The sequence below is a fragment of the Streptomyces sp. NPDC057939 genome, assembly GCF_042887545.1.
Taxonomy (GTDB): Bacteria; Actinomycetota; Actinomycetes; order Streptomycetales; family Streptomycetaceae; genus Streptomyces.
This window is the reverse complement of record NZ_JBHVPG010000012.1, coordinates 26,715-48,541: the sequence shown is the minus strand read 5'-3', so window position 1 is coordinate 48,541 and position 21,827 is coordinate 26,715. Positions and strand designations below refer to the sequence as shown.

Here is a 21,827-nt window from a genome sequence, read left to right as displayed (position 1 = left end):
AGGATCAACCACTCAGTGAGTGAAACGAGCAGGGCCCTTACGGTCACGATCAAGTATGGCAAGTCGTATGACGATAGCTGGGCGGTCTTCAAGGGCCGGCCGGGCGAGGTCCGCGACGACATCCTGGACTTCTTCGGGATGGATCGTGATAGTGTGACTGGACTGACGCTGAGCGACATCGTCACGAACGCCACGAACCTTGCGCACGGCAAGGGCCTGATCGCCACGCAGCTCGGCGGCACGGTCATCGCAGAGGACACGCCCCCGGCCAAGCCGGCAGGCGGAGACCCGTGGGCCAGTCTCGGCAGTACGCCGCAGGCCGCGAGCGCACCGGCCGCCAGCCCCGAGCAGGACAAGAACGCGTGGATTCTCGGGGAGATCGAGAAGCAGACCAACCGCGCTGACCTGAAGAAGATCTGGGCCAACAACCAGTCCTTCTTCGCCGAGGCGGCCGTGATGGATGCCTACAAGGCCAAGGGCAAGGCGTTGCCCGCATGAGCAAGGTGACCATCGTCAGCACGGTGACGTACGCGATCGAAGTAGACGTACCCCTCTTCTTTCTGGTCGATGAGAAGCAGTTCGCTGCCTCACACGCCAAGGAACACGAGCGGTCTTTCCGTGAGGGCCTGCCCGCCGGAACCGAGCTGCTGGACGTGAAGGCGACGGCCGTTGTTGTCGCCGGCCGCCCGAAGTAGCAACCACCGCAACACCGAACACCGACACCTTTCACCGAACATAGGAGCACCCCAACAGTGGCACTCAACCTCATCGACATCCCCGTCCAGGCCGGCGGTTGGTTCAAGCCCGCAGACGTCCAGGGCTCCGCGGCCTTCCTCGTCGAGGTCCACTCCTTCGAGCGCCAGCGCCCCACGGCCAACGGCCCGAAGGACTCGGCTCTGTGCGACGTCACGGCCTTCCGTACGCCGGACCAGCTCGAAGCCGGCACTCCCGAGATCACCAAGGGCGTGCGCATCGAGCAGACGATCCTTGCCCGTGACCTTCAGACCGTGGTCGGCGGCGCGACGATCGTGACCCTCGACCAGATCCCGCCGTCCAAGCCGGGCCAGCGTCCGGCGTGGGTGTGGCGCCAGCTCACTGACGCGCAGGCCCGGAACAAGGTCATCGCGTACGCCAACGAGCGAGAGGCCAAGGCGGAGGCGGCTGTCGACGACGCCCCCGACTTCGACTGATCATAGTGTGTTAGTCGTGCATAAGCAAGATCACGAGCCCGGAGGGAGGGCGATGGCAGGCGGTAGCGCCTGCTGGAAGGAGGTCTCCAGTGAGACCTACATGGGACACATGGGCCCTCGGTATCGCCGGGGCCGTAGCGACCCGAGCGGACTGTACGAGGTCCCAGGTCGGGGCTGTACTGCTCAGCCGTAAGCACCGCGTGCTCGGCGTCGGATACAACGGTCTGCCCGCCGGCATCCCTGGATGCGCGAGCGCCGGCAACTGCCCGCGAGGCCAGCTCTCCACCGCGGAGTGCGCCCGCGACACCGATTACTTCAACTGCTCGGCCACGCACGCCGAGAGGAACACGATCGAGAACGCCATCGAACAGGGCGTCGATCCGTCTGAGTTCCCCATCGCCACGTTGTACGTCACCCGCAAGCCGTGTCCGGCCTGCTCAACGCTCATCGCTTCCGCCGGCATCCGGCGCGTCGTCGTCCTCGGAGAGGAGAACACCCCGTGCTGACCCCCGGTAGGTCCCTGGCGCTCCATGCAGAGTCGGGCAAGGAACTCCCCCGCGTAGAGGCGTTCGAGGATCTCTACGCCGCTGGTGTCCGCCCCCGTCACGGCGAGGTCGTGATGGTCGCCGGCCGGTCCGGCACCCAGAAGTCGGGGTTCGCCCTCTTCTGGGTCGCGCAGATGAACTTGCCCACCCTCTACTTCTCCGCCGACATGAGCGCCTTCACCGCCTCGTCCCGGCTCGCTTCGATGGCGACACGCGACACCACGGAGATGGTCGAGGCAGGGATGGCCGAGGGCGGGAAGTACCGCCAGGCGTACCTCGACGCGCTGTCCAGCTCGAACATCACGTTCAGCTTCGGCAGCCCGATCACGTGGAAGCAGATCGACGAGGAGATCGAGGCGTACATCGAGCTGTGGGACGCGTATCCGCAGGTCATCGTGTTCGACAACCTCATGGACTTCGAGGGTGCCGAGTCGGACTACACCGAGCAGATGGCGGTGATGCAGGGCTCCACCGAGCTGGCCCGCGACACGGGCGCCACGGTCATCCTGCTGCACCACGCGAGCGACAAGGCATGGGAGGCGAAGTCGTCCCCCTGGAACCCGCCGAGCCGCGACCAGATCAAGGGCGGACTCAGTGAGAAGCCCGAGCTGTCCCTGTCGGTGGCGCTCGACCCCACGTCGATGGCGTACCACGTGGCGTGCGTGAAACAACGCATGGGCCCGTGCGATCCCACCGCGCAGCGCTACACCACGATGATCTGCGAGCCCGAGTACACCCGCTTCAAGCGGGCGGAGAAGCACACGATCATCAGGGCCCCGAAGCCCGCAGACGACTGGAGCCCGACGAAGGTCTTGCTCGGTTCCTAAACAAGGGGTGTGATAGAGTGACCGACGTTACCGCGAGGAACCGTCGCAACAAGCGCAAGGGCTCGCAGTGGGAGACGGACCTCCGCGAGGGCCTGCGCGGGCTGGGCTTCGACGTCGAGTCCCTGCGCCTGGCCGGCACCGAGGACGAGGGTGACATGGTCGTCCGGATCGACGGCTCGTTCCTGGTGATCGAGGCGAAGAACGCGAAGTTCGAGCCGGCCACCTTCGTCCGTGAGGCCAAGGTCGAGCGGCTGAACTTCGCCAAGCACCGCGGCCTCGACCCCGAGCTGGTCACCTCGCTCGCCGTCGTGAAGGCGCGAGGCAAGAACTGGAGACAGGCGTACGTCCTGACCACGCTTGAGGACTACCTCGGCTTGGACGCCCAGTGATCGGCTTCATGGGGACAGACCCCGAGACCGCAGAGCGGGCCTTCGACGAGGCCGAGGCGTTCTTCGCCTACATCGAGGACCCGGACGCCGACCTGACCACGACCCTCGCCGTAGAGGAGCTGTACGGGGTGTCGGTGTGAGGTACGGGCGGGTCGGAGACCGCGACGAGCAGGGCGAAGAGGCCAAGCCCGCGCTGGAAGCCGTGATGAACCACTTCGAGGTCGACTTCAACTCGGAGCGCAACACAGGGATGGCCAAGTGCCCCCTCCATGACGACAACACCCCATCGATGTCCTACAAGCTCGACGAGGGCCTGTGGAAGTGCCACTCCTGCGGACAGGGCGGTGACAGCTACTCGATGATCATGCTGAAGGAGGAGACAGATTTCCCAGGAGCACGAGCCCTTGCGACCTCTCTCGGTCTCCCAGAGGGAGACTCTGGAAGAGGCGGCCAGGGCGTACGAAGGAGCGCTTACGGCGGAGGTCGCTCAGTATCTCCACGCAAGGGGGCTGGGCAGGGAGGAAGCAACTTCCGCCCGACTTGGCGTCGTCGCTGACCCCTTCCCCGGACACGCGAAGTACAGGGGGATGCTGGCCATCCCCTACCTGGACCGCAACGGCAAGCCGCTGACGATCCGGTTCCGGTGCCTCCAGGAGCACAACCACCGCGACTTCTTCCACGGCAAATACAACACGATCAAGGACGACATCCCGCGCATGTACGGGATCGACTCCATCCACCAGGCCGGGGACGAGATCCACATAACCGAGGGCGAGCTGGACCGGGCCATCCTGCGCAAGCTCGGCCTGTACGCCGTGGCCGCACCCGGCGCGAACATGTGGGCCGGCCGTCACCGCCGGATGCTCGCCGGGTTCTCGAAGGTCTGGGTCTGGGGTGATCCGGACGAGGCCGGCGCGGAGTTCTCCGCGAAGATCTGCCGCCAGCTCCGCACCGCGAAGGCCGTACGGATGCGCGACGGCGACGTGACGGAGACCTACCTCCAGGGCGGAGCGGACTCCATCTTCAACCTCTACCGAAAGGACTTCGAGACCGCAGCATGAGTGAGACCACCACCACGAAGAAGGCCACCCGCAAACCCGACCCCATGACCCACGTCTTCACCGACGTACGGGCAGCCGTGAAGAACCTCGGCGAGTACACGGCGAAGCCCGGCACGGACGACAGGCGCCGCCAGCACGACGGTCGAGCCTCGGCCTGGGGCAAGGAGTATGGACGCCAGGGCACCTTCGAGGCTCTGCTCCTCTCGTACGCCTTCGAGTCGCTCGCCGCCTACGAACACGAGCAGCGCTGGGCCCTCGTGCAGCTCGCGGCTATCGCCGTGGCCCAGGTCGAGAAGCTGGACAGCGGGGCCTAGTGCCGCTGCCTGGAAGCGCCGGCCCGGCGCTGGACAAGATCTGGACCGACCTCGGGGAGCGCGAGCGTGACCTGTTCTTCGATCACCTCTTCGGAGGCACGAGCGCCGACTGGCTGGCCACGACGCTCCGCAAGTGGGGACACGACGTGTCCGCCACGACGATACGAACCTATCGGCGATCCCTTCGCCAGACCGGAGTGTGATAGTAGTGCCTGGATCGCTGAAGGACGAGCTTCTCGCGAAGCCCGTGGGCCCGAGCATCCCGCCCCGTCAGACCGTCCCCGAGAAGGACTTCACCCGGCAGATCGAGGTGAGCGGGGACGAGGCGGCCGTCACGGTCCGCGGTGAGACCTTCGAGGAGAACGAGAGCGCGGCCAGCTCGGTCCTTCAGGGGCAGGGCCTGGACCCGTCGCAGTGGACGGTGACCGGGCTCCGCTCCTCGGAGTGGACGATGGCCAACGGGGACACGGGCCTCTCTACGCGATTCACCTTCGCCCGAGCCGGCACTTCCGCGACTGCCGAGCGCCCACCGATCGATGACCTGCTGGCCACGATCGAGGCGTTCAGGCCGGGCAAGCCCGAGACGATGATGGTCAAGAGCGGTGGCGAGCACACCTTCCTGGTGATCCTCGGCGACATGCAGTTCGGCAAGATCGACGGCGACGGGGTCGAAGGCACGCTGGCCCGCACGGTCAACTGCCTGAACAAGGCCGCCGAGCTGCTGGCCCTATACCGCCTACGGTTCCGTGTCGACCATGTCCACGTGGCGTGGATGGGTGACCACATCGAAGGGTTCGTCAGCCAGGGCGGCGCCAACACGTGGCGCACTCAGCTCACACTGAACGAACAGATCCGCCTGACGCGCCGGGTGATGCTTCACGCACTGCTCACCTTCGCGCCGCTGGTCGAGCGCCTGACGATGGCCGCCGTGCCGGGCAACCACGGCGAGGCCGTGAGGATCAACGGCAAGGGCGTGACGAGGTACGACGATTCGCACGACACGGAGTCGCTGATCGCCGTCCAGGACGCGGCCAGCCTGAACCCCACCCTGTTCGGTCATGCCGGGTTCTACGTCCCGGACACGGACGAACTGACGGTCGTAACGGACTGCTCGAACACCATCGTCGCCCACGCTCACGGTCACCAGTGGCGGCCCGGCAAGCACTTCGAGTGGTGGAAGGGCCAGGCGTTCAACCGCGAGTCGGCGATGCATCAGGCGGACGTCCTCCTCTCCGGCCATCTGCACCACGAGTTCATCGACACGGACGGATACCGCACCTTTCTCCAGCCGCCGGCCATGGAGAGCGAGTCGACGTGGTGGCGCCACGCCAAGGGGACGACCGGGGCCCCCGGACTGATCGTCGCAGTGACCAAGGACGGGGCCGTACCCGTCAAGGAGGTAGTGAGTTGAGCTTCGCGATCACAGAGATCGAGACGCAGACGTACGGGTCGGCAGAGGCCGCGTACACCGACTGGACAGTCCTCGACGAGGAAGGCGTGCGAAGCGTTGCCCGAGCCGTGGCCCGCCAGTTCGGCCGGGACTACGCGCTGACCCTCGAAGAGGACGACGCCCACCAGGAGGCCCTCGTCATCCTGGCGACGCGGTCCCGGCAGGCTCGGCAGGCCCTCGCGCAGGGGACGGGCGTGCTGCACCGCTGGCTGCACCAGAGACTTCGGGACCAGTTCCTCACCGAGGCCGGGCGCCGCACCGCGCTCACCTCCTTCGATGTCCTGGCCGGCGCCTGATGTACCAGCGGGCCGAGGTCGAGCGGGTCCTTCCCTACCTGTTCGATCCGATCGCGGCGTACGGGATCAAGTCCGAGGTCTACGTCGAGGACGGGATGCCGAAGGGGTACTCAGACCCCTCTCACGGCAACTCGGTCTTCGCCTCCCTCTCGGACGTCCGGCGGGCCTGGAAGCAAGCGGACCTCTCGCTCGTCGAGCGGCAGGCCGTGTTCATGCGATTCGTCCTCGACGACACGTACGAGGACGCGGGCAAGCAGACCGGCAAGCAGAAGTCCGGCGCGAGGAAGGCCACCGAGAGGGGCGTCGGCAAGGTGACGGCCTGGCTCAACGGTGAGCCCTACGTGGACGGCTACGACTCGATGCCCGAACTGGCCGCAGCGTGAAGTAACGAGGGACCGGGCGGGCCTGACGTGGCCCGCCCCCTCGTTGACCAGAGTGTGATAGACGTACAAAGGAGCCTTACTCAGTGACTGACCTCTTCGACGTTCCGTTCGGACCCTCCGGCCAGATCGTTTACGACCGCACGTACAGCCGGACCCTGGCCGACGGCTCGAAGGAGCAGTGGCCCGACACTGTCCGCCGCGTCGCCAAGGGCAACCTCGCCCTAGTCCACGGTGCCGACATGAGCGCCTGGAGCGCGCCCGTGAAGGCCGAATACGACGCCCTGGTCTCCCACATGGACCGGTTCGCCATCATCCCCGCAGGGCGCCATCTGTGGGCGACGGGAGTGAAGGGCCGACAGTACCTGTTCAACTGCCACGTCGCGCCGTGGGGCGAGAAGCTCAGCCGGCACTTCGAGTTCCAGTTCATGCGCCTGATGGAGGGCGGCGGGGTCGGCGCGAACTACAGCTCGCGCTTCCTCGCGCCGTACGGTGCCCCGCGCCGTGAGCTGAAGGTCCACATCGTGTGCGACCCGATGCACCAGGACTACGAGGAGATGAAGGCCGCGGGGGTCCTCTCCGAGGAATACAACTCGGACTGGGCCGGGGCGTTCGAGATCGAGGACTCGCGCGAGGGCTGGTCCGACGCCCTGGTGGACCTGCTCGACACCTTCATGGACGACCGCCACGTCCAGCACGCCGACCGCGTGTACGACGTCTCTCGCGTCCGCTGCAAGGGCAGCCGCCTGAAGACGTTCGGCGGTACGGCCTCGGGCCCCGGCCCGTTCGCTCGCATGATGCTGGAGATCGCGGCCGTCATGAACAAGGCGGTCGATCCGTTCTTCTTCGGCCACGGCCCGCACCTGTCCCCCACCGACGCCATGGAGATAGCGCACGCCATCGCGGAGTGCGTCGTATCCGGCGGGGTCCGGCGCTCGGCCCGGATGGCGATCTGTCACTGGGACGACCCGGCGATCGACGACTTCCTGGAGTGCAAGGCGGACGGCTCGAAGCACTGGACCACGAACATCAGCGTCGAGATCGATGACACGTTCATGGCCGCCCTCACCAACGAGGACCACCCCGAGCACGAGAACGCCCGCTTCGTCCACCAGCAGGTCGTTGCCGGGATGCTCAAGAACGGTGAGCCCGGCTACTGGAACAGCTCCGCCTCGAACGAAGGCGAGACCGGCACGGTCATCGCGACCAACCCGTGCGGCGAGATCGCACTGGAGCCCGCCGAGAACTGCAACCTCGGCCACGTGAACCTGGACTACTTCGCCCCCACGGCGAGCGGCGCCAGGGTGGACCGCGTCGGCCTGCAAAGGGCGCACAAGCTGATGACCCGGTTCCTGGTCCGGGCCACCTACGGCGACGTGAACGACGACCAGCAGGCCGGCCTTCTCCTGCGGAACCGACGCATCGGCGTAGGCCACCTCGGAGTCCAGGGCTACCTCGCCAAGCAGGGCATCCGGTACTCGAAGGCCGCCTACAACGAGGGCTTCCGCGCCCACCTTTCGGACCTGTACGACGCGGTCCGTGAGGAGGCCCGCGAGTACGCCTTCGAGCTGCGGATACCCGAGCCGGTCAAGGTCACCACCGTCGCGCCGACCGGGTCCATCGCCAAGCTGCCGGGCGTGACCGAGGGCATCCACCCGATCTACGCCAGGCACTTCATCCGCCGCGTGCGGTTCTCGATGCCGGACCCGGCGCAGGCCAAGACGGTCCGCGACTTCGAGGCGCAGGGGTACGCGGTCGAGCCGTGCGCGTACGACCAGTCGGGCAACACCTACGTCGTGGCCTTCCCGACGAAGGAGAAGCTCGTCGCCGAGGTCGAGGAGCTGGGCTTCGATCCGAAGATCGTCGAGTCCGCAGACGAGCTGACCCTTCACGAGATGCTCGCCTTCCAGGCGATGTATCAGGAGTGCTGGGCAGACAACGCCGTCTCCTTCACGGTGAACTTCCCCGAGGGCAAGTATCAGGTCCACGAGGCGATGGACATCATCGAGTCGTGGCTTCCGTCGCTGAAGGGCACCACCCTGATGCCGGACGGCACCCGCCCGCAGAGCCCGTACGAGCGGATCACCGAGGAAGAGTTCGACTCCTACGAGCTGACCTCGATCGAGGACTCGACGGACGAGGACTGTGCGTCGGGTGCCTGCCCGATCCGGTAACGACAAAGCGAAGACCCCCAGCCGACGTTGGGGGTCTTCGCCGTTCGCTGAAGGGCCGGTCTACGTGATCCCGTACGGGCAGGTGGGGAAGCTGTCGCGGGGGCAGGAGATCAGCGCCCGAGAGATGTACTGACCGCCCTTCGAGTAGTACCCGTAGACCACATCGTTGCCGGCCGTCTGTCCGAGCGTGTCCCGCGAGTACTGGAGACGATCCGCGACCGGGTAGGACTGCTCGTCGAGGTGCGGATTCTGCGTCAGCTCGCCTTCGAGCCAGGTCACCGCCTTCTCGATCTCATGGAAGGTGTTGATGACCTGCGCGGCCGGCCTGCGCAGCCAGTCCTTGATCTCGATCGGGGGGTAGTTCGAAGGGACCTCCCCGCGCCGGATCATCCCGTCCGCGTAGGACCGTCCGTTGTACGAGTAGGCGTGCCAGTGATGCGTCACGGCGGCAGGGTAGTCGTGCTGGGGCTCATCATCGTGCTGCACTCGTGGCCGCCTTCCGCGCGAGTTCGGCCACTTCTTCGGGCTTCTGGAGTAACAGGGCTCCGAGGAGATAGTTACGTGTCCACTTGATGGCCGAGTCCGGCGCGGAGAGCAGCGAGGCGGGCGAGATCTCGGCCCGAAGCGCCGGGTCTACGAGGGCCTGGGCGAGGATCTCCTCCGCCATCCGCTCGGCGAGCCAGTGGAAGGTGCGCTCCTTCAGGGCGAAGGTCAGGTGAAGCGACGTCTCGTCACCCACGGTGTGGGGCGAGTGGACGTAGCCACGCGGAAGCCAGAGCACATCACCAGGCTCCAGGGTGAACGTCTGGGACGGCGGCGTGTTGGCCAGATAGTGGCGCTCATCTTCCGTGAAGCCCCGTCCCAGGAAGTTGCCGTGTTCCTTCATCGGGTTCTCAACGAACGGAGGGTGCAGGGGCCACGCCTTCCGGCCAGCGAGCTGCACGATCAGCGTCACGTAGGGGTCATAGTGGTACTTCAGGCCCTGTGAACCCGGCGGGGTCATGTAGGCGTTCACGTGCGCGAGGCAGCCAGTCTCTTCCTGGATCTCGCGCTGGAGGAGGCTCAGGGACGGCTTGATCGTCTGGAGCTGCCGGACGGAGATGGTTCCCCCGTCGTCCAGGTGGGCCCGTACCGCGCCGGGGCGCGGCATCTCCCCGTCGATGTAGGTGTACCGCTCCATGACCTTGCCGTCCTTGAGCAGGACGACGTTGCGGGCGGCGAGGCACTCGGCGTCAACCAGCGCGTTGACCTCGTCGATCGTGAGCAGCTTCGCGAGGTCTTGCAGGGGTCTGCGGAAGAGGGCCGGCTTCGTGGGCCACTCCTCCAGGATCTTGGGCACGTTGTCGACGAGGCTGGCAAGCGGCATCGGAGGCTCCTTTCGGGGTGAACGAGGAACGGGCCCGCGCCACCCGGCGCGGGCCCTGCCGGACGTCAGGCCGACTGGTTCGTCTTGGCCAGCCAGCCCTCGGCGAAGTCGGTGATCTCCTTCGCCGACATCCGCAGCTCACGGCCGGCACCCTCCGGCTTGCTGTCACCGAGGGCGTACCCGCCGCCCGCCAGTTCGGCGACCGTGAGGCAGTCCTCCATGTTGCCGTCGTTGTCCGTGCCGCCTCCGCAGAAGGAAGCGAACGGACCGGCCACCGGCTTGTCGTACAAGTTGGACATCAGCTTTCCCATCTCTGTTGCCGAAAGGGACTGCGGTCCGATGGACCGCCGTGTGTCGTGCACTTGCAGCCCACTCGACCGAGACCGTCATGCATCGGCCGAGTGGGCGTCTCTGGGTCAGGCCGCCCGCGCGTTCTCGTAGGCGTCGGCCATGATCTCGACGAACCTCTCGTCGTGGCGGTCGCGGGCGCCAGTGCGCCGGTAGTCGGCCGCGAGCTTCCAGTAGGAGCGGTTCATCTCGCTCTGCATGAAGGTGTCGCAGATCTGACGAGCACTGGCGCGAGTGATGAAGCCCAGCCGTAGCATCGCGCTCCACAGGGAGACCCACCTGTTCGCCGTCACCATCTGGGCCCTGCCATCGGCATCCAGATGGGCGAAGTGGTCCGCGTTGATGATCTCGGTGTAGCGGCTGTCCTCGGCGGTGTCGCGGGCGAGGTCGCCGTGCAGGCGCACGAAGGCGAGGTGCTGTGACTCGCGATGCCTCTTCTCGGCGAGGGCGATGTGTGCAGCACCGAGGGCGATGGCGGCAAGGCCAAGGAAGGGCTTCATGGTTCCTCTCAGAAGGGGAGAGCCCGCCCCGGTCGTCACTCGACCTGTCCAGGGTTTCGATACGACCGGGGCGGGGGCTTGGTAGGTCCGTCCTGCGCGGGTACGGGGGGAGCCAGGTGGATGGCCTCCGCGCAAGACGGACCGGTTTAGGGGTTGGCGGCCTGGTAGCCGACGACGAGGACGAAGCCGACCGAGGCCGCGATCATCAGGGCGAGCAGGGGGCCGGCCGCTCGGGCTATCAGTCGCCAGATCACGAGCGCGCTCCGGGCTCGGCGTGCATGAACGTCTTCCACGGGCGGGTGATGTGCTCGCGGTACGTGTGGTGCGAAGGGTTCTGTCCCGAGTGCGCGAGCGCCCACTCCTGCGGCTTCTCCCAGTCCTCGAACCGCTCCGACTTCTCAGAGCAGACGACACACTGGAGCGCGTAGGTCACCGGCTCGGCGTCCGGCTCCTGGTCCGGGGTGATGGTCCACGTGACGTGCCGCACGACGGCTCGCGGCTGCGTCGTCACCGTCGCCACCGGCTGGCGTGGTTGGCCAGCGCGACGCGGGCGCTGAGCCGCTCCGTCTGGGTCAGCTCCCGAAGAGTCTCCGGGTCCACTTCCCAGTAGTCGTCATCGTCCAGAGCGTGTAAGCGCACCTCACCCTGGGGTCCGCGTCGAACCAGCCCGACTCGGCCGGTCCCTGTGTCCCTCATGACCGAGCCGATCTCGATACGGGGCTCGGCTTGCTGGTTGCTCGCCATGACCACGAAGCTACGAGCGGTAGTCAAGCTGGGCCAGACACAAAACGATGCACTTCCAACGATGATCCGTCAGAAGTGCATCGCCCGCGTGTAGTTAGGCGAAGACGCCCAGGTGAGCGCCCACCTCGCGCATGTCTGTCGTCAGGGTCCGGCGCTTCTTGGTGATCTCCTCGAAGGTGATCGCGGCGGAGGACTGATGCCGGAACCACTCGGGCGCGATCTCGTCGAGGTGCGTCAGCTCCTCCATCGCGGCCGTGGCGTCGCCCGTACGCACGAAGGCGCGCGCGAGGTCGAGGCGGTAGCGGTTGCCGTCGTTGGTGCTCGGCCCTCCGAGCTGCTTCCAGTGCTTTTCCTGGAGGGTGGCGTCCTCCTTGGACTTCCGGATCACAGAGAGCGCGTCACCCTCGATCATGTAGTCCTCCAGCTCCTTCATGGCAGCCGTGACGGGACCGAACATCGACCAGTGGCGCAGCAGGTTCCTGTGCGTCTTGCCCACGGCCTTCGCGGCGGTGCCGGCCGCCTTACGGAGGGCCTTGGCCTCCTTTGGGCGGTTGTTCCGCGCTGCCGCAGCCGCCGCCTCCATCGCCAGGCCGCCCCACGTCGAGTACTCGTCCGGGGTGGCCCCCATGATCTTCGGCTCGACGATGTCCATCGTCGCGACCGCGATGTCCTCGGCCTCGTCGAACCGCTCGGTCCGTACGAGCAGCCAGCACATCCCGCCGACCCCGGACGCTGCCACGAGGTTGTTGCCAGCCGCCTTTGCGTCCTCGATGGCGCCCCTGGCCGCCACGTGGGCTAGGTCGAACTGGCGGATCTGTGTCAGGTACCGCCCGACCAGGTTCAAGGCCCGTGAGCGCTCGACCAGGGCGTTCGCGCGCTCCTCGCCGGAGTCGTAGTAGGCCACGGCATCGTTCGCCGCCCTGATGAGCGTAGGCAGATCCGCGGCGATGCTCTGGTAGGTGTCGCCGAAGTACAGGACGGAGTTGTCGTACGTCATGCGGTTCAGGCGGCGCAGGTCTGGTTCTTCGCCTGTCGGGGCGGTCGCTGGACCGAGGGTGAGCGCAGGCGTGAGCGCGATGCGCAGCTCGCGGAGGTTCTGACTGTTCGGATCGTCGTGCTTGACCGGCTGGGGAGGCCCGGCCGCCATCAGGTCCGAGGTCTTCAGCTTGAGGACACGGGCGAGTGTATGGAGGGTCTCCATCCGGACGCCGCCATGGCCCTGCTCGATCTTCCGGATCGGCCCAACCGACATGCCGGCGCGATGTGCGAGCTGCTCCTGGCTCAGCCCCGCAGCGCGGCGGTATTTCCGTAGGTTGTCTGCGAGTTCGTCGGACATGCGCACCACCTCTCTCAGCCAGAGTAAGCCCTTCGGAAAAAGCGCAAGCCCCCTTCAGGACTGGCCTGTCGGGGGCTTGGTCGCTCAGACGGAGCTGTCCTGAGTCTCCTCGGTCGAGGGGATCAAGATCGGTGGCAGCTCGATGGGGTTGAGTTGCTCGTACCGGTCGGGCTGGGGGGTGTCGCCGACCGACTCAGTCAGCACAGGCAAGACCTCTTCCAACTCCTCTTCCATGTCCTGTCGTTCCGGGGGAGTCGACTCCACGTACTGCTCGATGACCTCTTCCTTCCACTCTTGGAACTCGGGTGGCAGTGCCGCGAGCGAGGCCATGAACGGGTTGAACGCACCCCAGAAGTCGCCGAAGTCGTCCCACGCGTCGTGCTCGTCTTTCGGTGGCGTCGAGACCCCGAAGCCCTCGACGTTCTGGACGATGAAGGTGTTCGGGGTGACGGAAGCGGTCGGGGCCTTCGCGCCGGCCTTCTTCGGTGCACTCGGAGTCTTCTTGCTGGGGGCCTTCGCGGTCGGGGTCTTCTTGGTGTCGGCCCTCTTTGCTGCCGAGGCTCCGGGGACCGGTCTGGCTGCCTCTGTGAGGGCCGGGGCGGGCTGGTCTGCCTTGACGGGCGTCTCGCTCGCCGACATGGCGTCCTGGGCCACGGGAGGGCGCACAGCAGGGGTCTGGGCAGGCTGTGCGGCACTCGTCACCCCCGCGACGGGAGTCGTGCCCTGCGTGGGCGTGGTGAAGGTGTCCGAGACGGCTACGTCGTCTCTCTGCTCGGTCGGGATCTCATCATCGTCATCGACGCTGACGTCATGCGTACGTGCTGCATCGTGCTGCGGTCCTCGGATACCCACAACGAGCATCCAAGTCATGCTGAGCACCATCGTCACTGCGCCTGCGACTGTCCCTGTCCGGCCGGACTTCCTTCGGCGGTGTTCGGGCATAGGGGCCCCCAAGAAGGCTGTGCAAATTTGAAGTACGCCAGTCATAGGAACACACCGGACATCATGATCGGAATCTAGGATTCCGCTTTTCCTTTAGTTCGTTATGGCCACAAAAGCCCTTACTCGGTGGTACACCCGTGCTGACCAGCCAAAACGCAGAAACCCCCACACTTTGTGGGGGTTTAGCTCGTGCACGATTTGATCATGCGCAACCTAGCCATACGTGAGAGTCGTTCAGCTTCCGACTGCTCGTCTGCTGCGGTTGGCTTCACGCTGTCATCAGTTCGCCACCTTGCGGTACTTGCGAACTGCAAGGGTCCTGAAGACCGCGATGATCACCACTGACCAGATGATCGAGGCCCACACGGGATGAACCATCGGCCACGCGTCGGAGGGCGAGACTCCAGGGTTCCCGAACAGCACGCGGCACGCCTGCACGGTGGCACTGAACGGGTTCCACTCGGCGATGGGCTGAAGCCAGCTCGCCATGTTCTCGGTGGGCACGAAAGCGTTCGAGATGAAGGTGACCGGGAACAGCCAGATCAGTCCGCCAGAAGTGGCGGCCTCCGGGGTGCGTACGGACAGGCCGATCAGTGCGCCGATCCAGGAGAAGGAGTAACCGAGCAGGAGCAGCAGGGCGAAGGCCCCCAGAGCCTTCGGGATGCCCTCATGGATGCGCCACCCGACGAGCAGGGCCACGACCGCGAGGACGATGACGGTGAGCGTGGTCTGAACGAGGTCGGCCAGCGTGCGGCCCGTCAGCACCGCACCGCGCGCCATGGGGAGGGAGCGGAAGCGATCGATCAGGCCCTTGTGCATGTCGTCCGCGATGCCGGCGCCCGCGCCGGCCGTGGCGAAGGTGACGGTCTGGGCGAAGATGCCGGCCATGAGGAACTCGCGGTAGCCGACCGCGCTGAGTCCGGCGCCGGGGACGCTGATGGACCCGCCGAAGACGTAGGCGAACAGCACCACGAACATAACTGGCTGGATGAGCCCAAAAAGGACCATCTCAGGAATCCTGGACATCCGAATTAGGTTCCTGCGGGCGATGACCAGGCTGTCGGCGGTGCTGCTCACTGCGTCCCCTCTTTCCTGGCGCTCAGGCGCAGGTCATGACGTCCTGACGAGTTGAACTGAAATCCACCTTGGCGAACAAGATTCGGGATGCGGGACATCCGGATGAGGTTCCGCTTGGCGATCACCAGGGAGTCGTTGACGCCCTGGACGATGCCGCCCCGCGGCCGCGGTGCCGCGAGCTCGGGGGTCGGGGAGGTGCCCGGGTTCGGGGAGGTGAGGGTCACTTGGCCGTCTCCTTACGCGCCTTGCGGCCCTTGGCGCCGGCGTCGCCCTTGCCGTCGGCGGGCGCTTCGCCGTTCTCCTCCGCCGCGAGTTCGGCCGCGTGGCCGGTCAGGGAGATGAACACGTCGTCGAGGGTGGGGCGGCGCAGGCCGATGTCGTCGATCTCGATGCCGCGGCCGTCGAGTTCGCGGATGACCTCGGCGAGCAGCTTGGCCCCGCCCGCGACGGGCACGGTGAGCTTGCGGGTGTGCTCCTCGACCGTGGCCTCGCCCTTCCCGAAGCCCGCGAGGACCTCGCGGGCGGTGGCGATGTGGGCGCGGTCGTGGACGACGACCTCGACGCGCTCGCCGCCCGTGCGGGCCTTGAGCTGGTCGGAGGTGCCGCGCGCGATGACCTTGCCGTGGTCCACCACGCAGATGTCGTGCGCGAGGTGGTCGGCCTCCTCCAGGTACTGGGTGGTGAGCAGCAGGGTGGTGCCGCCGGCGACCAGTTCCTGGATGATCCCCCACAGCTGCTGGCGGTTGCGCGGGTCGAGTCCGGTGGTCGGCTCGTCCATGAACATCACGGGCGGGCTGACGACCAGGGCCGCCGCGAGGTCGAGCCGCCTGCGCATGCCGCCGGAGTAGGTCTTGGCGGTGCGGTCGGCAGCATCGGCGAGGTTGAAGCGTTCGAGGAGTTCGTCGGCCCGGGCCTTCGCGGCCTTCGCCTTCATCTGGTAGAGCCGGCCCACCATTTGGAGGTTCTCCCGGCCGGTCAGGTACTCGTCGACGGCGGCGAACTGGCCGGACAGGCCGATGGCCCGGCGGACTTCGTTGGGCTGCTTGAGGACGTCGATCCCGGCGACGACGGCCCTGCCGCTGTCGGGCTGGAGGAGGGTGGTCAGCACACGGACGGTCGTGGTCTTGCCCGCGCCGTTGGGGCCGAGGAGCCCCAGCACGGTGCCTTCGGGGACATCGAGGTCCACGCCGTCCAGAGCCCTTACGTCGCCGAAGGTCTTGACGAGCCCCTCGGCATAGATGGCGCCTGGCATACGGATTCTCCCAGAGCAATTCAGGCCGGATGGTTTCAGGCCAGAAGAATCAGGACTTTCCTGCACGAATCCTAGGTGGCCTCGGATCGGCGGTATCCCGACGGCCGTCACATTATCGCGTTATATCGCGTCCCGCCATGCTTTTTCCCGAACCCCGAGCGGGCGGCCCCCGCGCTCAGCCGATGACCGCGTACCCCGCACTGTGCAGGGAACGCGCCACCTCCGCACAGTGTTTCGGCCCCTTGGTCTCCAGGTGCAGTTCCACCTCGACCTCGGTGAGCCCCAGCCGCGGGTCGGTGCGCACGTGGCTGACGTCCAGCACGTTCGCGTCCAGCGCGGACAGTACCCCGAGCAGTCCCGCCAGCGCGCCCGGACGGTCGGTGACCCGCAGCCGCAACGACAGGTAGCGACCCGCGGCGACCATGCCGTGGCGCAGGATCCGCTGGAGGAGCAGCGGATCGACGTTCCCGCCGGACAGGACGGCGACCACGGGGCCGCCGCCGTACAGTTCCGGCTCGCTCAGCAGCGCCGCCACCGGACTGCATCCGGCCGGCTCGACGACCAGCTTCGCCCGCTCCAGGCACAGCAGCAGGGCGCTGGAGAGAGCGTCCTCGGAGACCGTACGCACGTCGTCGAGGAGCTCGCCAATGATTTTGAAGGGGACGTCGCCGGGGCGGCCCACCTTGATTCCGTCCGCCATCGTCGTCGGGTTGTCCACCGACACCGGGTGGCCGACCTTGAGCGAGGGCGGGTAGGCGGCCGCGCCCGCCGCCTGCACCCCGATGACCTTGACGTCGGGACGCAGGGCCTTCACCGCGACGGCGACGCCCGCGGCGAGCCCGCCGCCGCCGATGCCGACGAGGATCGTGCGGACCTCGGGGCACTGCTCCAGGATCTCCAGGCCCACCGTGCCCTGGCCGGCGATGATGTCCCGGTGGTCGAAGGGGTGGATGAACTCCGCGCCGGTGCGGTCCGCGTACTCCTGGGCCGCGGCCAGGGTCTCGTCGACCACCTCGCCGTGCAGGCGCACCTCGGCGCCGTACTCCTGGGTCGCGGCCACCTTCGGCAGCGGCGCCCCGACGGGCATGAACACCGTGGAGCGGACCCCGAGGAGCGAGGAGGCCAGCGCCACGCCCTGCGCGTGGTTGCCGGCGCTCGCCGCGACCACGCCGGCCGCCCGCTGCTCGGGGCGCAGGCCGGCGATGCGCACGTACGCGCCCCGCAGCTTGAAGGAGCCGGTCCGCTGGAGGTTCTCGCACTTGAAGTGGACCGGGGAGCCGGTGAGGGAGGAGAGGTGGCGGCTGCCTTCCATCGGCGTGACCCGGGAAACCCCCGACAGCATCTTCTGGGCCCCCCGGACGTCGTCGAGGATGACCTGGGGGACGGGCTGGGGCACGCGGTAGTTCATACGGCCAGTCTCGCAGCCCCCGCAGGTCACGGCGCAGGGACGACCAGGGGGCGGACGACCGGCCCACCCGCTCCGCGGGGGCGCGGCGTCCACGCGGACAGGGGCGAGATCTCGCCATCCGGGACGCCCCCGGGGCGGTCGGCCCGATGGGCCGCACCAGTTCTCGTACGCGGCGTACGGGCCGCCGCACGGCCGCGTACTCTGTCCCCCATCCTTGTCGGCCCCACGCGAAGAGAGCCCACGGCCATGCCCTCCACCCCGGCCAGTTCCGACCTGCCCACGGCGGCCGAAGCGCCCGCCGGAGCCGGTCTCCTCGACTCGCTCCAGCACCAGGTCGCGGTGTTCGCCCGCCGGGCCGAGCAGACCCGTCTCGGCGGCGTCGGCCAGGCGCGCAACTCGATGGACCGCGCCGCGTACCTGCTCCTGAACCGGCTCGACCTGGAAGGCCCGATGGGCGTCAAGGCGCTGGCCGGCGGGATGGGCATCGACTCGTCCACGGTCACCCGCCAGGTCGCCCCGCTCGTCGACAGCGGTCTCGTCAAGCGGACCTCGCACCCCGAGGACGGCCGTGCCGTGGTCCTCGCGCTGTCCCCGCGCGGGCTGGCCCGCCTGGAGGAGGTGCGGTCCTCGCGGCGCGAGTTGATGGCGCGGGTGACCGAGGACTGGGCGGAGGAGGAGCGCGAGTCCTTCACCGTCCTGCTGACCCGCTTCAACCTCTCCCTGTCGGAGCTGATGGCGGCCGCCGCCGAGGGCGGCCCCGCCTCCTGACCCCCGCGCTCCGATCCCGGCCCGTCCGACCCCTTGACCGGGGTGGTGGCACCGGCCGCAAGATGTGGGCTGTGGACCGGCGTTCGGGGCGCGACCCGGAGTTCGAGGCCTTCGTCGCGGGCGCGGCGGGGCGGCTCCTGCACGTCGCGGTCCTGCTCACGGCCGAGCCGCCGTCCGAGGCCGGAGCGGCCCGCCGGCTGCTCGCCGGGGCGCTGGCCCGTACGTACGCGCACTGGAGCCGACTGCGCGACGACGACCCGTACGACCACACCCGCCAGGAGCTGTGCGCGGCGTACGCCCGGACGGCCTGGCGGCACCCGGGCGGCACCGGGGTGCTCGCGCGGCTGAGCCCGCTGGAGCGGCTCGTGCTGGTCATGCGGGTCTACGAGGGCGTCGCGGAGGAGGTCACGGCCGCGCAGCTGGGGCTGCCGCCCGAGCGGGTCGAGGCCGTCTGCAACCGGGCCGTCGCCACGATGCGTGCCGCGTCGGGGACGGGTCGGGGCGCCGGGTCCGGGCAGGGCGCGGGCCGGGCGCCGGGGGCCGACTCCGGGCGGGGGGCCGCGTGAGCCCCGACCGCAAGGAGGACCAGGTCAGGAAGCTGCTGGAGGGCCCGCACCCGATGGTTCCGGCCGGGCTCGCGGCGGCCGCCGCCACACACGGAAGGCGGCTGCTGCGCCGCAGGCGGGCCCTGCGCCGGCTGGGCTGGTCGGTGCTGTTCGCGGCGGCGGTGGCCTTCACGGTGTGGGCCTCGCTGACCCGGCCGTGGGTGACCCCGCCCAGCGGCATCTCCCCGCCCCTGGAGGGCTGGTAGCGCTCCGGGGGGCGGGGAGTTCGAGGCCGTACGGGCCCGGGTGGGGCCGTACGGGCCGTGGTCGAGCGGCCGTGCGGGCCGACCTAGCCGAGGGCGCGGGCCAGGTCCGCGATGAGGTCGTCGGCGTTCTCGATGCCGACCGAGAGGCGGATCAGGTCCGCCGGGACCTCCAGGGCCGAGCCGGCCACCGAGGCGTGGGTCATCCGACCCGGGTGCTCGATGAGGGACTCGACGCCGCCCAGGGACTCGGCGAGGGTGAAGATCTTGGTGCGGCCGCAGACCGCGACGGCCTCCTCCTCGCCGCCCTCGACGCGGAAGGAGATCATCCCGCCGAAGTTGCGCATCTGCTTCGCGGCGACCTCGTGGCCCGGGTGCTCGGGCAGGCCCGGGTAGAGGACCTGGCTGACCTTCGGGTGCCGGGTGAGCACCTCCACGATCTTGGCGGCGTTCTCCGCGTGCCGGTCCATGCGCACGGCCAGCGTCTTGATGCCGCGCAGCACGATCCAGGAGTCGAAGGGCCCGGCGACCGCGCCCATCGCGTTCTGGTGGTAGGCCAGTTCCTCGCCGAGGGCCGCGTCGGCGGTGACCAGGGCGCCACCGACGACGTCGGAGTGGCCGCCCATGTACTTCGTCAGGGAGTGCACGACCACGTCCGCGCCGAGCGCGAGCGGCTGCTGGAGGTAGGGGGAGGCGAAGGTGTTGTCGACGACCAGCTTGGCGCCGGCGGTGCGCGCGATGTCGGCGACCACGGCGATGTCGGTGATGCCGAGCAGCGGGTTGGAGGGCGTCTCGACCCAGATGACCTTCGTCTTCGGGGTGATGGCGGCGCGCACGGACGCCGGGTCGGAGGTGTCGGCCACCGACCACTCCACGCCCCAGCGGGAGACGACCTTCGCGAAGAGCCGGAAGGTGCCGCCGTAGGCGTCGTTGGGGATGACCACGTGGTCGCCCGGCGCGAGCAGGGTGCGCAGCAGGCAGTCCTCGGCGGCGAGCCCGGACGCGAAGGCGAGGCCGCGACGGCCGCCCTCCAGCGCCGCGAGGTTCTCCTCCAGCGCGGTCCGGGTGGGGTTGGCGCTGCGGCTGTACTCGTAGCCGCCGCGCAGGCCGCCCACGCCGTCCTGCTTGTACGTGGACACCTGGTAGATCGGGGGTACGACCGCGCCGGTCTGCGGGTCCGCCGTGTTGCCCGCGTGGATCGCACGGGTCTCGAAGCTCTGGTGCTCGTGGCTGTCGTCGCTCATGGGCAGATGCTATGCCCCGTTCGGGCCCCGGTCCTCTTCTGGCCTGACGGGTGGACGACGGGCCGCTGACCTGCCCTCCTGACCTGCGCCGCCGGGTGGAGGGCCGGACCATTGGCCTTGGCCCCGGTGCGTCTGGTTCGCTTGCGGCATGGAGATTCTTTTGGTCCTGATGGCCGTGGTCCTGCTCGTGGCCGTCGTGATGCCGTACGTGCGCCGCAGGCGGGGTGGTTTCGCCGGCGGCATCCGCCAGGTGGCGCCCGGCAGCCCCGACGCCGCCGACCCCGCCGACTACGGCTTCGTGCGGGAGGAGCAGCTGGACATCCGGGTGCCCGGGCCCGACCAGGACCTGATGGACGCTCTGGGCAACGTCCAGCGCAGCGGCCACTGGCAGGCCGCGTCGGCCCTGCTCGCGGGGACCCCGAAGGAGGGCGAGCAGCGCTGGCAGCGGGTGCAGTCCTTCGGCGGGGCGGCGGCGCTGGAGCTCGTACGGGAGCCCGGGGCCGGGGCGCGGTGGTTGAAGTCGTGGCGGCTGGAGGCGGAGAAGGACGCGGGCGGCGCGCAGGTGCACGCGGAGCTGCTGGTGCAGCAGGCGTGGCGGCACTCGGGCGGCGTGGGCTCCACCGACCACCGGATCATCCTGGAGGAGGCCCGCGACGCGTGCCGCCGGGCGACGCTGCTGGCCCCCGGCGACCCGGTTCCGTACATCACGGAGCTGGCGGTCGCGCGGGCGCTCGGCTACACCGAGGCGGACTTCGACGTCCTGTGGGCGCGGATCATCGACCTCGCGCCCCAGCACATGGGCGCGCACCTGGCGGCGCTGCACTACTGGTGCGAGAAGTGGCACGGTTCGCGCGAGAAGGCCGACGCCTTCGCGCACGCCGCCGCCGCCCGTGCCCCGCAGGGCTCGCTGCTGGCGGCGCTGCCGCTGTTCGCGGTGTACGAGCACCTGCCCGAGGTGAACCTGGTGCAGAGCTTCTACCGGAGCGCGGTCGTGACGCGGGCGGTGGAGGGCGCGATGTACGCGGTGCGCACGGCGCGTCAGGACGACCCGATGCTGGCGCACGTACGGCACCTGCTGCTGGTGTTCCTGGTGAATATGGAGCGCTGGGCGGAGGCGATGGAGCAGGTGCGGCACGTGGACGGGTACGTCGGCGCGCTCCCCTGGTCGACGGCGCCGGACCCGGCCGCGACGTACGCGGTGTACCGGGCGCTGGCCGTCGCCGGCTACGAGGCGAACGGCGGCTCCCCGGCGACGCTGCCGCACTGACCCGGCTCCGGCCGCGGGGCGGGCGGGGGCAGCGGCGGGGCGGGCGGGTGCGGTGACGGGGTCGGCGGTGGCGGGTTCGGCGGGCGCGGTGACGACCTCGGCCGGGTGCGGTGCCCGGGTCGGCGGTGACGGGTGGCGGGT

Annotated in this window: 31 protein-coding genes; 18 read left to right on the top strand and 13 right to left on the bottom strand. The window is 68.5% G+C overall.

The genetic code is table 11. From position 1 onward, the window contains the following. The first annotated feature begins 15 nt into the window (after positions 1 to 15). The 14 genes from ACFVS6_RS16090 (at position 16) to nrdJ (ending at position 8,626) form a co-directional block, all read left to right on the top strand. Positions 16 to 498, top strand: coding sequence for a hypothetical protein (locus ACFVS6_RS16090; RefSeq protein ID WP_389704289.1), 483 nt, complete (start codon positions 16 to 18; stop codon positions 496 to 498). Continuing rightward, positions 495 to 695, top strand: a complete 201-nt coding sequence (locus ACFVS6_RS16085; RefSeq protein WP_354825196.1) for a hypothetical protein — start codon at positions 495 to 497, stop codon at positions 693 to 695. Before ACFVS6_RS16090 ends, ACFVS6_RS16085 begins: the two co-directional genes overlap by 4 nt. Before the next feature lie 57 nt (positions 696 to 752). Beyond that, on the top strand, positions 753 to 1,190 hold the full coding sequence (locus ACFVS6_RS16080) for a hypothetical protein (RefSeq protein ID WP_389704287.1): 438 nt from the start codon (positions 753 to 755) through the stop codon (positions 1,188 to 1,190). 89 nt (positions 1,191 to 1,279) lie between these two features. Beyond that, entirely contained in the window at positions 1,280 to 1,696 is a 417-nt protein-coding gene (locus ACFVS6_RS16075) for a deoxycytidylate deaminase (protein ID WP_389704286.1), read from the top strand. Continuing rightward, on the top strand, positions 1,690 to 2,562 hold the full coding sequence (locus ACFVS6_RS16070; RefSeq protein WP_389704284.1) for an AAA family ATPase: 873 nt from the start codon (positions 1,690 to 1,692) through the stop codon (positions 2,560 to 2,562). The genes ACFVS6_RS16075 and ACFVS6_RS16070 overlap by 7 nt, the downstream gene beginning before the upstream one ends. Before the next feature lie 17 nt (positions 2,563 to 2,579). Next, a complete protein-coding gene (locus ACFVS6_RS16065; RefSeq protein WP_389704283.1) occupies positions 2,580 to 2,951 on the top strand; it encodes a hypothetical protein in 372 nt (123 codons plus the stop codon). An 8-nt stretch (positions 2,952 to 2,959) separates the two neighbouring features. Continuing rightward, the gene (locus tag ACFVS6_RS16060) at positions 2,960 to 3,091 is read left to right on the top strand and encodes a hypothetical protein (RefSeq protein WP_258049903.1); all 132 of its coding nucleotides are present in this window, start codon (positions 2,960 to 2,962) and stop codon (positions 3,089 to 3,091) included. 65 nt (positions 3,092 to 3,156) lie between these two features. Beyond that, entirely contained in the window at positions 3,157 to 3,507 is a 351-nt protein-coding gene (locus ACFVS6_RS16055; protein WP_389704514.1) for a CHC2 zinc finger domain-containing protein, read from the top strand. Positions 3,508 to 3,538: 31 nt separating this feature from the next. Continuing rightward, the gene (locus tag ACFVS6_RS16050; protein WP_389704281.1) at positions 3,539 to 4,012 is read left to right on the top strand and encodes a toprim domain-containing protein; all 474 of its coding nucleotides are present in this window, start codon (positions 3,539 to 3,541) and stop codon (positions 4,010 to 4,012) included. Then, a complete protein-coding gene (locus tag ACFVS6_RS16045; RefSeq protein WP_389704280.1) occupies positions 4,009 to 4,326 on the top strand; it encodes a hypothetical protein in 318 nt (105 codons plus the stop codon). The genes ACFVS6_RS16050 and ACFVS6_RS16045 overlap by 4 nt, the downstream gene beginning before the upstream one ends. A gap of 208 nt (positions 4,327 to 4,534) precedes the next feature. Beyond that, positions 4,535 to 5,737: a hypothetical protein gene (locus tag ACFVS6_RS16040; RefSeq protein ID WP_389704278.1), complete on the top strand. Its 1,203-nt coding sequence runs from the start codon at positions 4,535 to 4,537 to the stop codon at positions 5,735 to 5,737. Next, a complete protein-coding gene (locus ACFVS6_RS16035; RefSeq protein WP_389704277.1) occupies positions 5,734 to 6,072 on the top strand; it encodes a hypothetical protein in 339 nt (112 codons plus the stop codon). The genes ACFVS6_RS16040 and ACFVS6_RS16035 overlap by 4 nt, the downstream gene beginning before the upstream one ends. After that, the gene (locus ACFVS6_RS16030; protein ID WP_389704276.1) at positions 6,072 to 6,455 is read left to right on the top strand and encodes a hypothetical protein; all 384 of its coding nucleotides are present in this window, start codon (positions 6,072 to 6,074) and stop codon (positions 6,453 to 6,455) included. Before ACFVS6_RS16035 ends, ACFVS6_RS16030 begins: the two co-directional genes overlap by 1 nt. Positions 6,456 to 6,538: 83 nt before the next feature. After that, positions 6,539 to 8,626, top strand: coding sequence for a ribonucleoside-triphosphate reductase, adenosylcobalamin-dependent (nrdJ, locus tag ACFVS6_RS16025; protein ID WP_389704275.1), 2,088 nt, complete (start codon positions 6,539 to 6,541; stop codon positions 8,624 to 8,626). Positions 8,627 to 8,686: 60 nt separating this feature from the next. Here nrdJ and ACFVS6_RS16020 read toward each other — a convergent pair whose 3' ends face one another. The 12 genes from ACFVS6_RS16020 to ilvA all read right to left on the bottom strand — a co-directional run bounded on the left by ACFVS6_RS16020 (position 8,687) and on the right by ilvA (position 17,599). Then, on the bottom strand, positions 8,687 to 9,070 hold the full coding sequence (locus ACFVS6_RS16020) for a hypothetical protein (protein ID WP_389704273.1): 384 nt from the start codon (positions 9,068 to 9,070) through the stop codon (positions 8,687 to 8,689). 28 nt (positions 9,071 to 9,098) lie between these two features. Beyond that, positions 9,099 to 9,992, bottom strand: a complete 894-nt coding sequence (locus tag ACFVS6_RS16015; RefSeq protein WP_389704271.1) for a JmjC domain-containing protein — start codon at positions 9,990 to 9,992, stop codon at positions 9,099 to 9,101. A 65-nt stretch (positions 9,993 to 10,057) separates the two neighbouring features. Beyond that, on the bottom strand, positions 10,058 to 10,291 hold the full coding sequence (locus ACFVS6_RS16010; RefSeq protein WP_389704269.1) for a DUF397 domain-containing protein: 234 nt from the start codon (positions 10,289 to 10,291) through the stop codon (positions 10,058 to 10,060). 117 nt (positions 10,292 to 10,408) lie between these two features. Then, a complete protein-coding gene (locus ACFVS6_RS16005) occupies positions 10,409 to 10,840 on the bottom strand; it encodes a DUF6082 family protein (RefSeq protein WP_389704267.1) in 432 nt (143 codons plus the stop codon). A 250-nt stretch (positions 10,841 to 11,090) separates the two neighbouring features. Beyond that, positions 11,091 to 11,351, bottom strand: coding sequence for a hypothetical protein (locus ACFVS6_RS16000; protein WP_389704265.1), 261 nt, complete (start codon positions 11,349 to 11,351; stop codon positions 11,091 to 11,093). Next, positions 11,348 to 11,479, bottom strand: a complete 132-nt coding sequence (locus ACFVS6_RS15995; RefSeq protein ID WP_389704263.1) for a hypothetical protein — start codon at positions 11,477 to 11,479, stop codon at positions 11,348 to 11,350. The genes ACFVS6_RS16000 and ACFVS6_RS15995 overlap by 4 nt, the downstream gene beginning before the upstream one ends. 199 nt (positions 11,480 to 11,678) lie before the next feature. Further along, complete coding sequence (locus ACFVS6_RS15990; RefSeq protein WP_389704261.1) at positions 11,679 to 12,920, bottom strand: helix-turn-helix domain-containing protein; 1,242 nt, start codon at positions 12,918 to 12,920, stop codon at positions 11,679 to 11,681. Between the two features lie 84 nt (positions 12,921 to 13,004). After that, positions 13,005 to 13,790 (bottom strand): hypothetical protein, encoded by a 786-nt coding sequence (locus tag ACFVS6_RS15985; protein WP_389704259.1) that lies wholly within the window; start codon positions 13,788 to 13,790, stop codon positions 13,005 to 13,007. A 351-nt stretch (positions 13,791 to 14,141) separates the two neighbouring features. Further along, positions 14,142 to 14,939 (bottom strand): ABC transporter permease, encoded by a 798-nt coding sequence (locus tag ACFVS6_RS15980; protein ID WP_389704257.1) that lies wholly within the window; start codon positions 14,937 to 14,939, stop codon positions 14,142 to 14,144. Next, a complete protein-coding gene (locus tag ACFVS6_RS15975) occupies positions 14,936 to 15,163 on the bottom strand; it encodes a hypothetical protein (protein ID WP_389704256.1) in 228 nt (75 codons plus the stop codon). Before ACFVS6_RS15975 ends, ACFVS6_RS15980 begins: the two co-directional genes overlap by 4 nt. Next, positions 15,160 to 16,191 carry an ATP-binding cassette domain-containing protein gene (locus tag ACFVS6_RS15970; RefSeq protein WP_389704254.1) on the bottom strand — a complete coding sequence of 344 codons (1,032 nt, stop codon included), beginning with the start codon at positions 16,189 to 16,191 and terminating at the stop codon, positions 15,160 to 15,162. Before ACFVS6_RS15970 ends, ACFVS6_RS15975 begins: the two co-directional genes overlap by 4 nt. 175 nt (positions 16,192 to 16,366) lie before the next feature. Further along, on the bottom strand, positions 16,367 to 17,599 hold the full coding sequence (gene ilvA / locus ACFVS6_RS15965) for a threonine ammonia-lyase (RefSeq protein ID WP_389704252.1): 1,233 nt from the start codon (positions 17,597 to 17,599) through the stop codon (positions 16,367 to 16,369). Between the two features lie 246 nt (positions 17,600 to 17,845). On the opposite strand from ilvA, the gene ACFVS6_RS15960 reads away from it, so the two are divergent. The 3 genes from ACFVS6_RS15960 to ACFVS6_RS15950 all read left to right on the top strand — a co-directional run bounded on the left by ACFVS6_RS15960 (position 17,846) and on the right by ACFVS6_RS15950 (position 19,178). Then, on the top strand, positions 17,846 to 18,367 hold the full coding sequence (locus ACFVS6_RS15960; RefSeq protein WP_389704250.1) for a MarR family winged helix-turn-helix transcriptional regulator: 522 nt from the start codon (positions 17,846 to 17,848) through the stop codon (positions 18,365 to 18,367). A gap of 62 nt (positions 18,368 to 18,429) precedes the next feature. Continuing rightward, positions 18,430 to 18,933, top strand: a complete 504-nt coding sequence (locus ACFVS6_RS15955; RefSeq protein ID WP_389704249.1) for a sigma factor-like helix-turn-helix DNA-binding protein — start codon at positions 18,430 to 18,432, stop codon at positions 18,931 to 18,933. Beyond that, positions 18,930 to 19,178, top strand: coding sequence for a hypothetical protein (locus ACFVS6_RS15950; RefSeq protein WP_389704248.1), 249 nt, complete (start codon positions 18,930 to 18,932; stop codon positions 19,176 to 19,178). Before ACFVS6_RS15955 ends, ACFVS6_RS15950 begins: the two co-directional genes overlap by 4 nt. Positions 19,179 to 19,261: 83 nt before the next feature. Here ACFVS6_RS15950 and ACFVS6_RS15945 read toward each other — a convergent pair whose 3' ends face one another. Continuing rightward, positions 19,262 to 20,419, bottom strand: a complete 1,158-nt coding sequence (locus tag ACFVS6_RS15945) for a cystathionine gamma-synthase (RefSeq protein WP_389704246.1) — start codon at positions 20,417 to 20,419, stop codon at positions 19,262 to 19,264. Positions 20,420 to 20,567: 148 nt separating this feature from the next. Between ACFVS6_RS15945 and ACFVS6_RS15940 the strand changes: the two genes are divergently transcribed. Further along, a complete protein-coding gene (locus ACFVS6_RS15940; RefSeq protein ID WP_389704245.1) occupies positions 20,568 to 21,686 on the top strand; it encodes a hypothetical protein in 1,119 nt (372 codons plus the stop codon). The last annotated feature ends 141 nt before the right edge of the window (positions 21,687 to 21,827 follow it).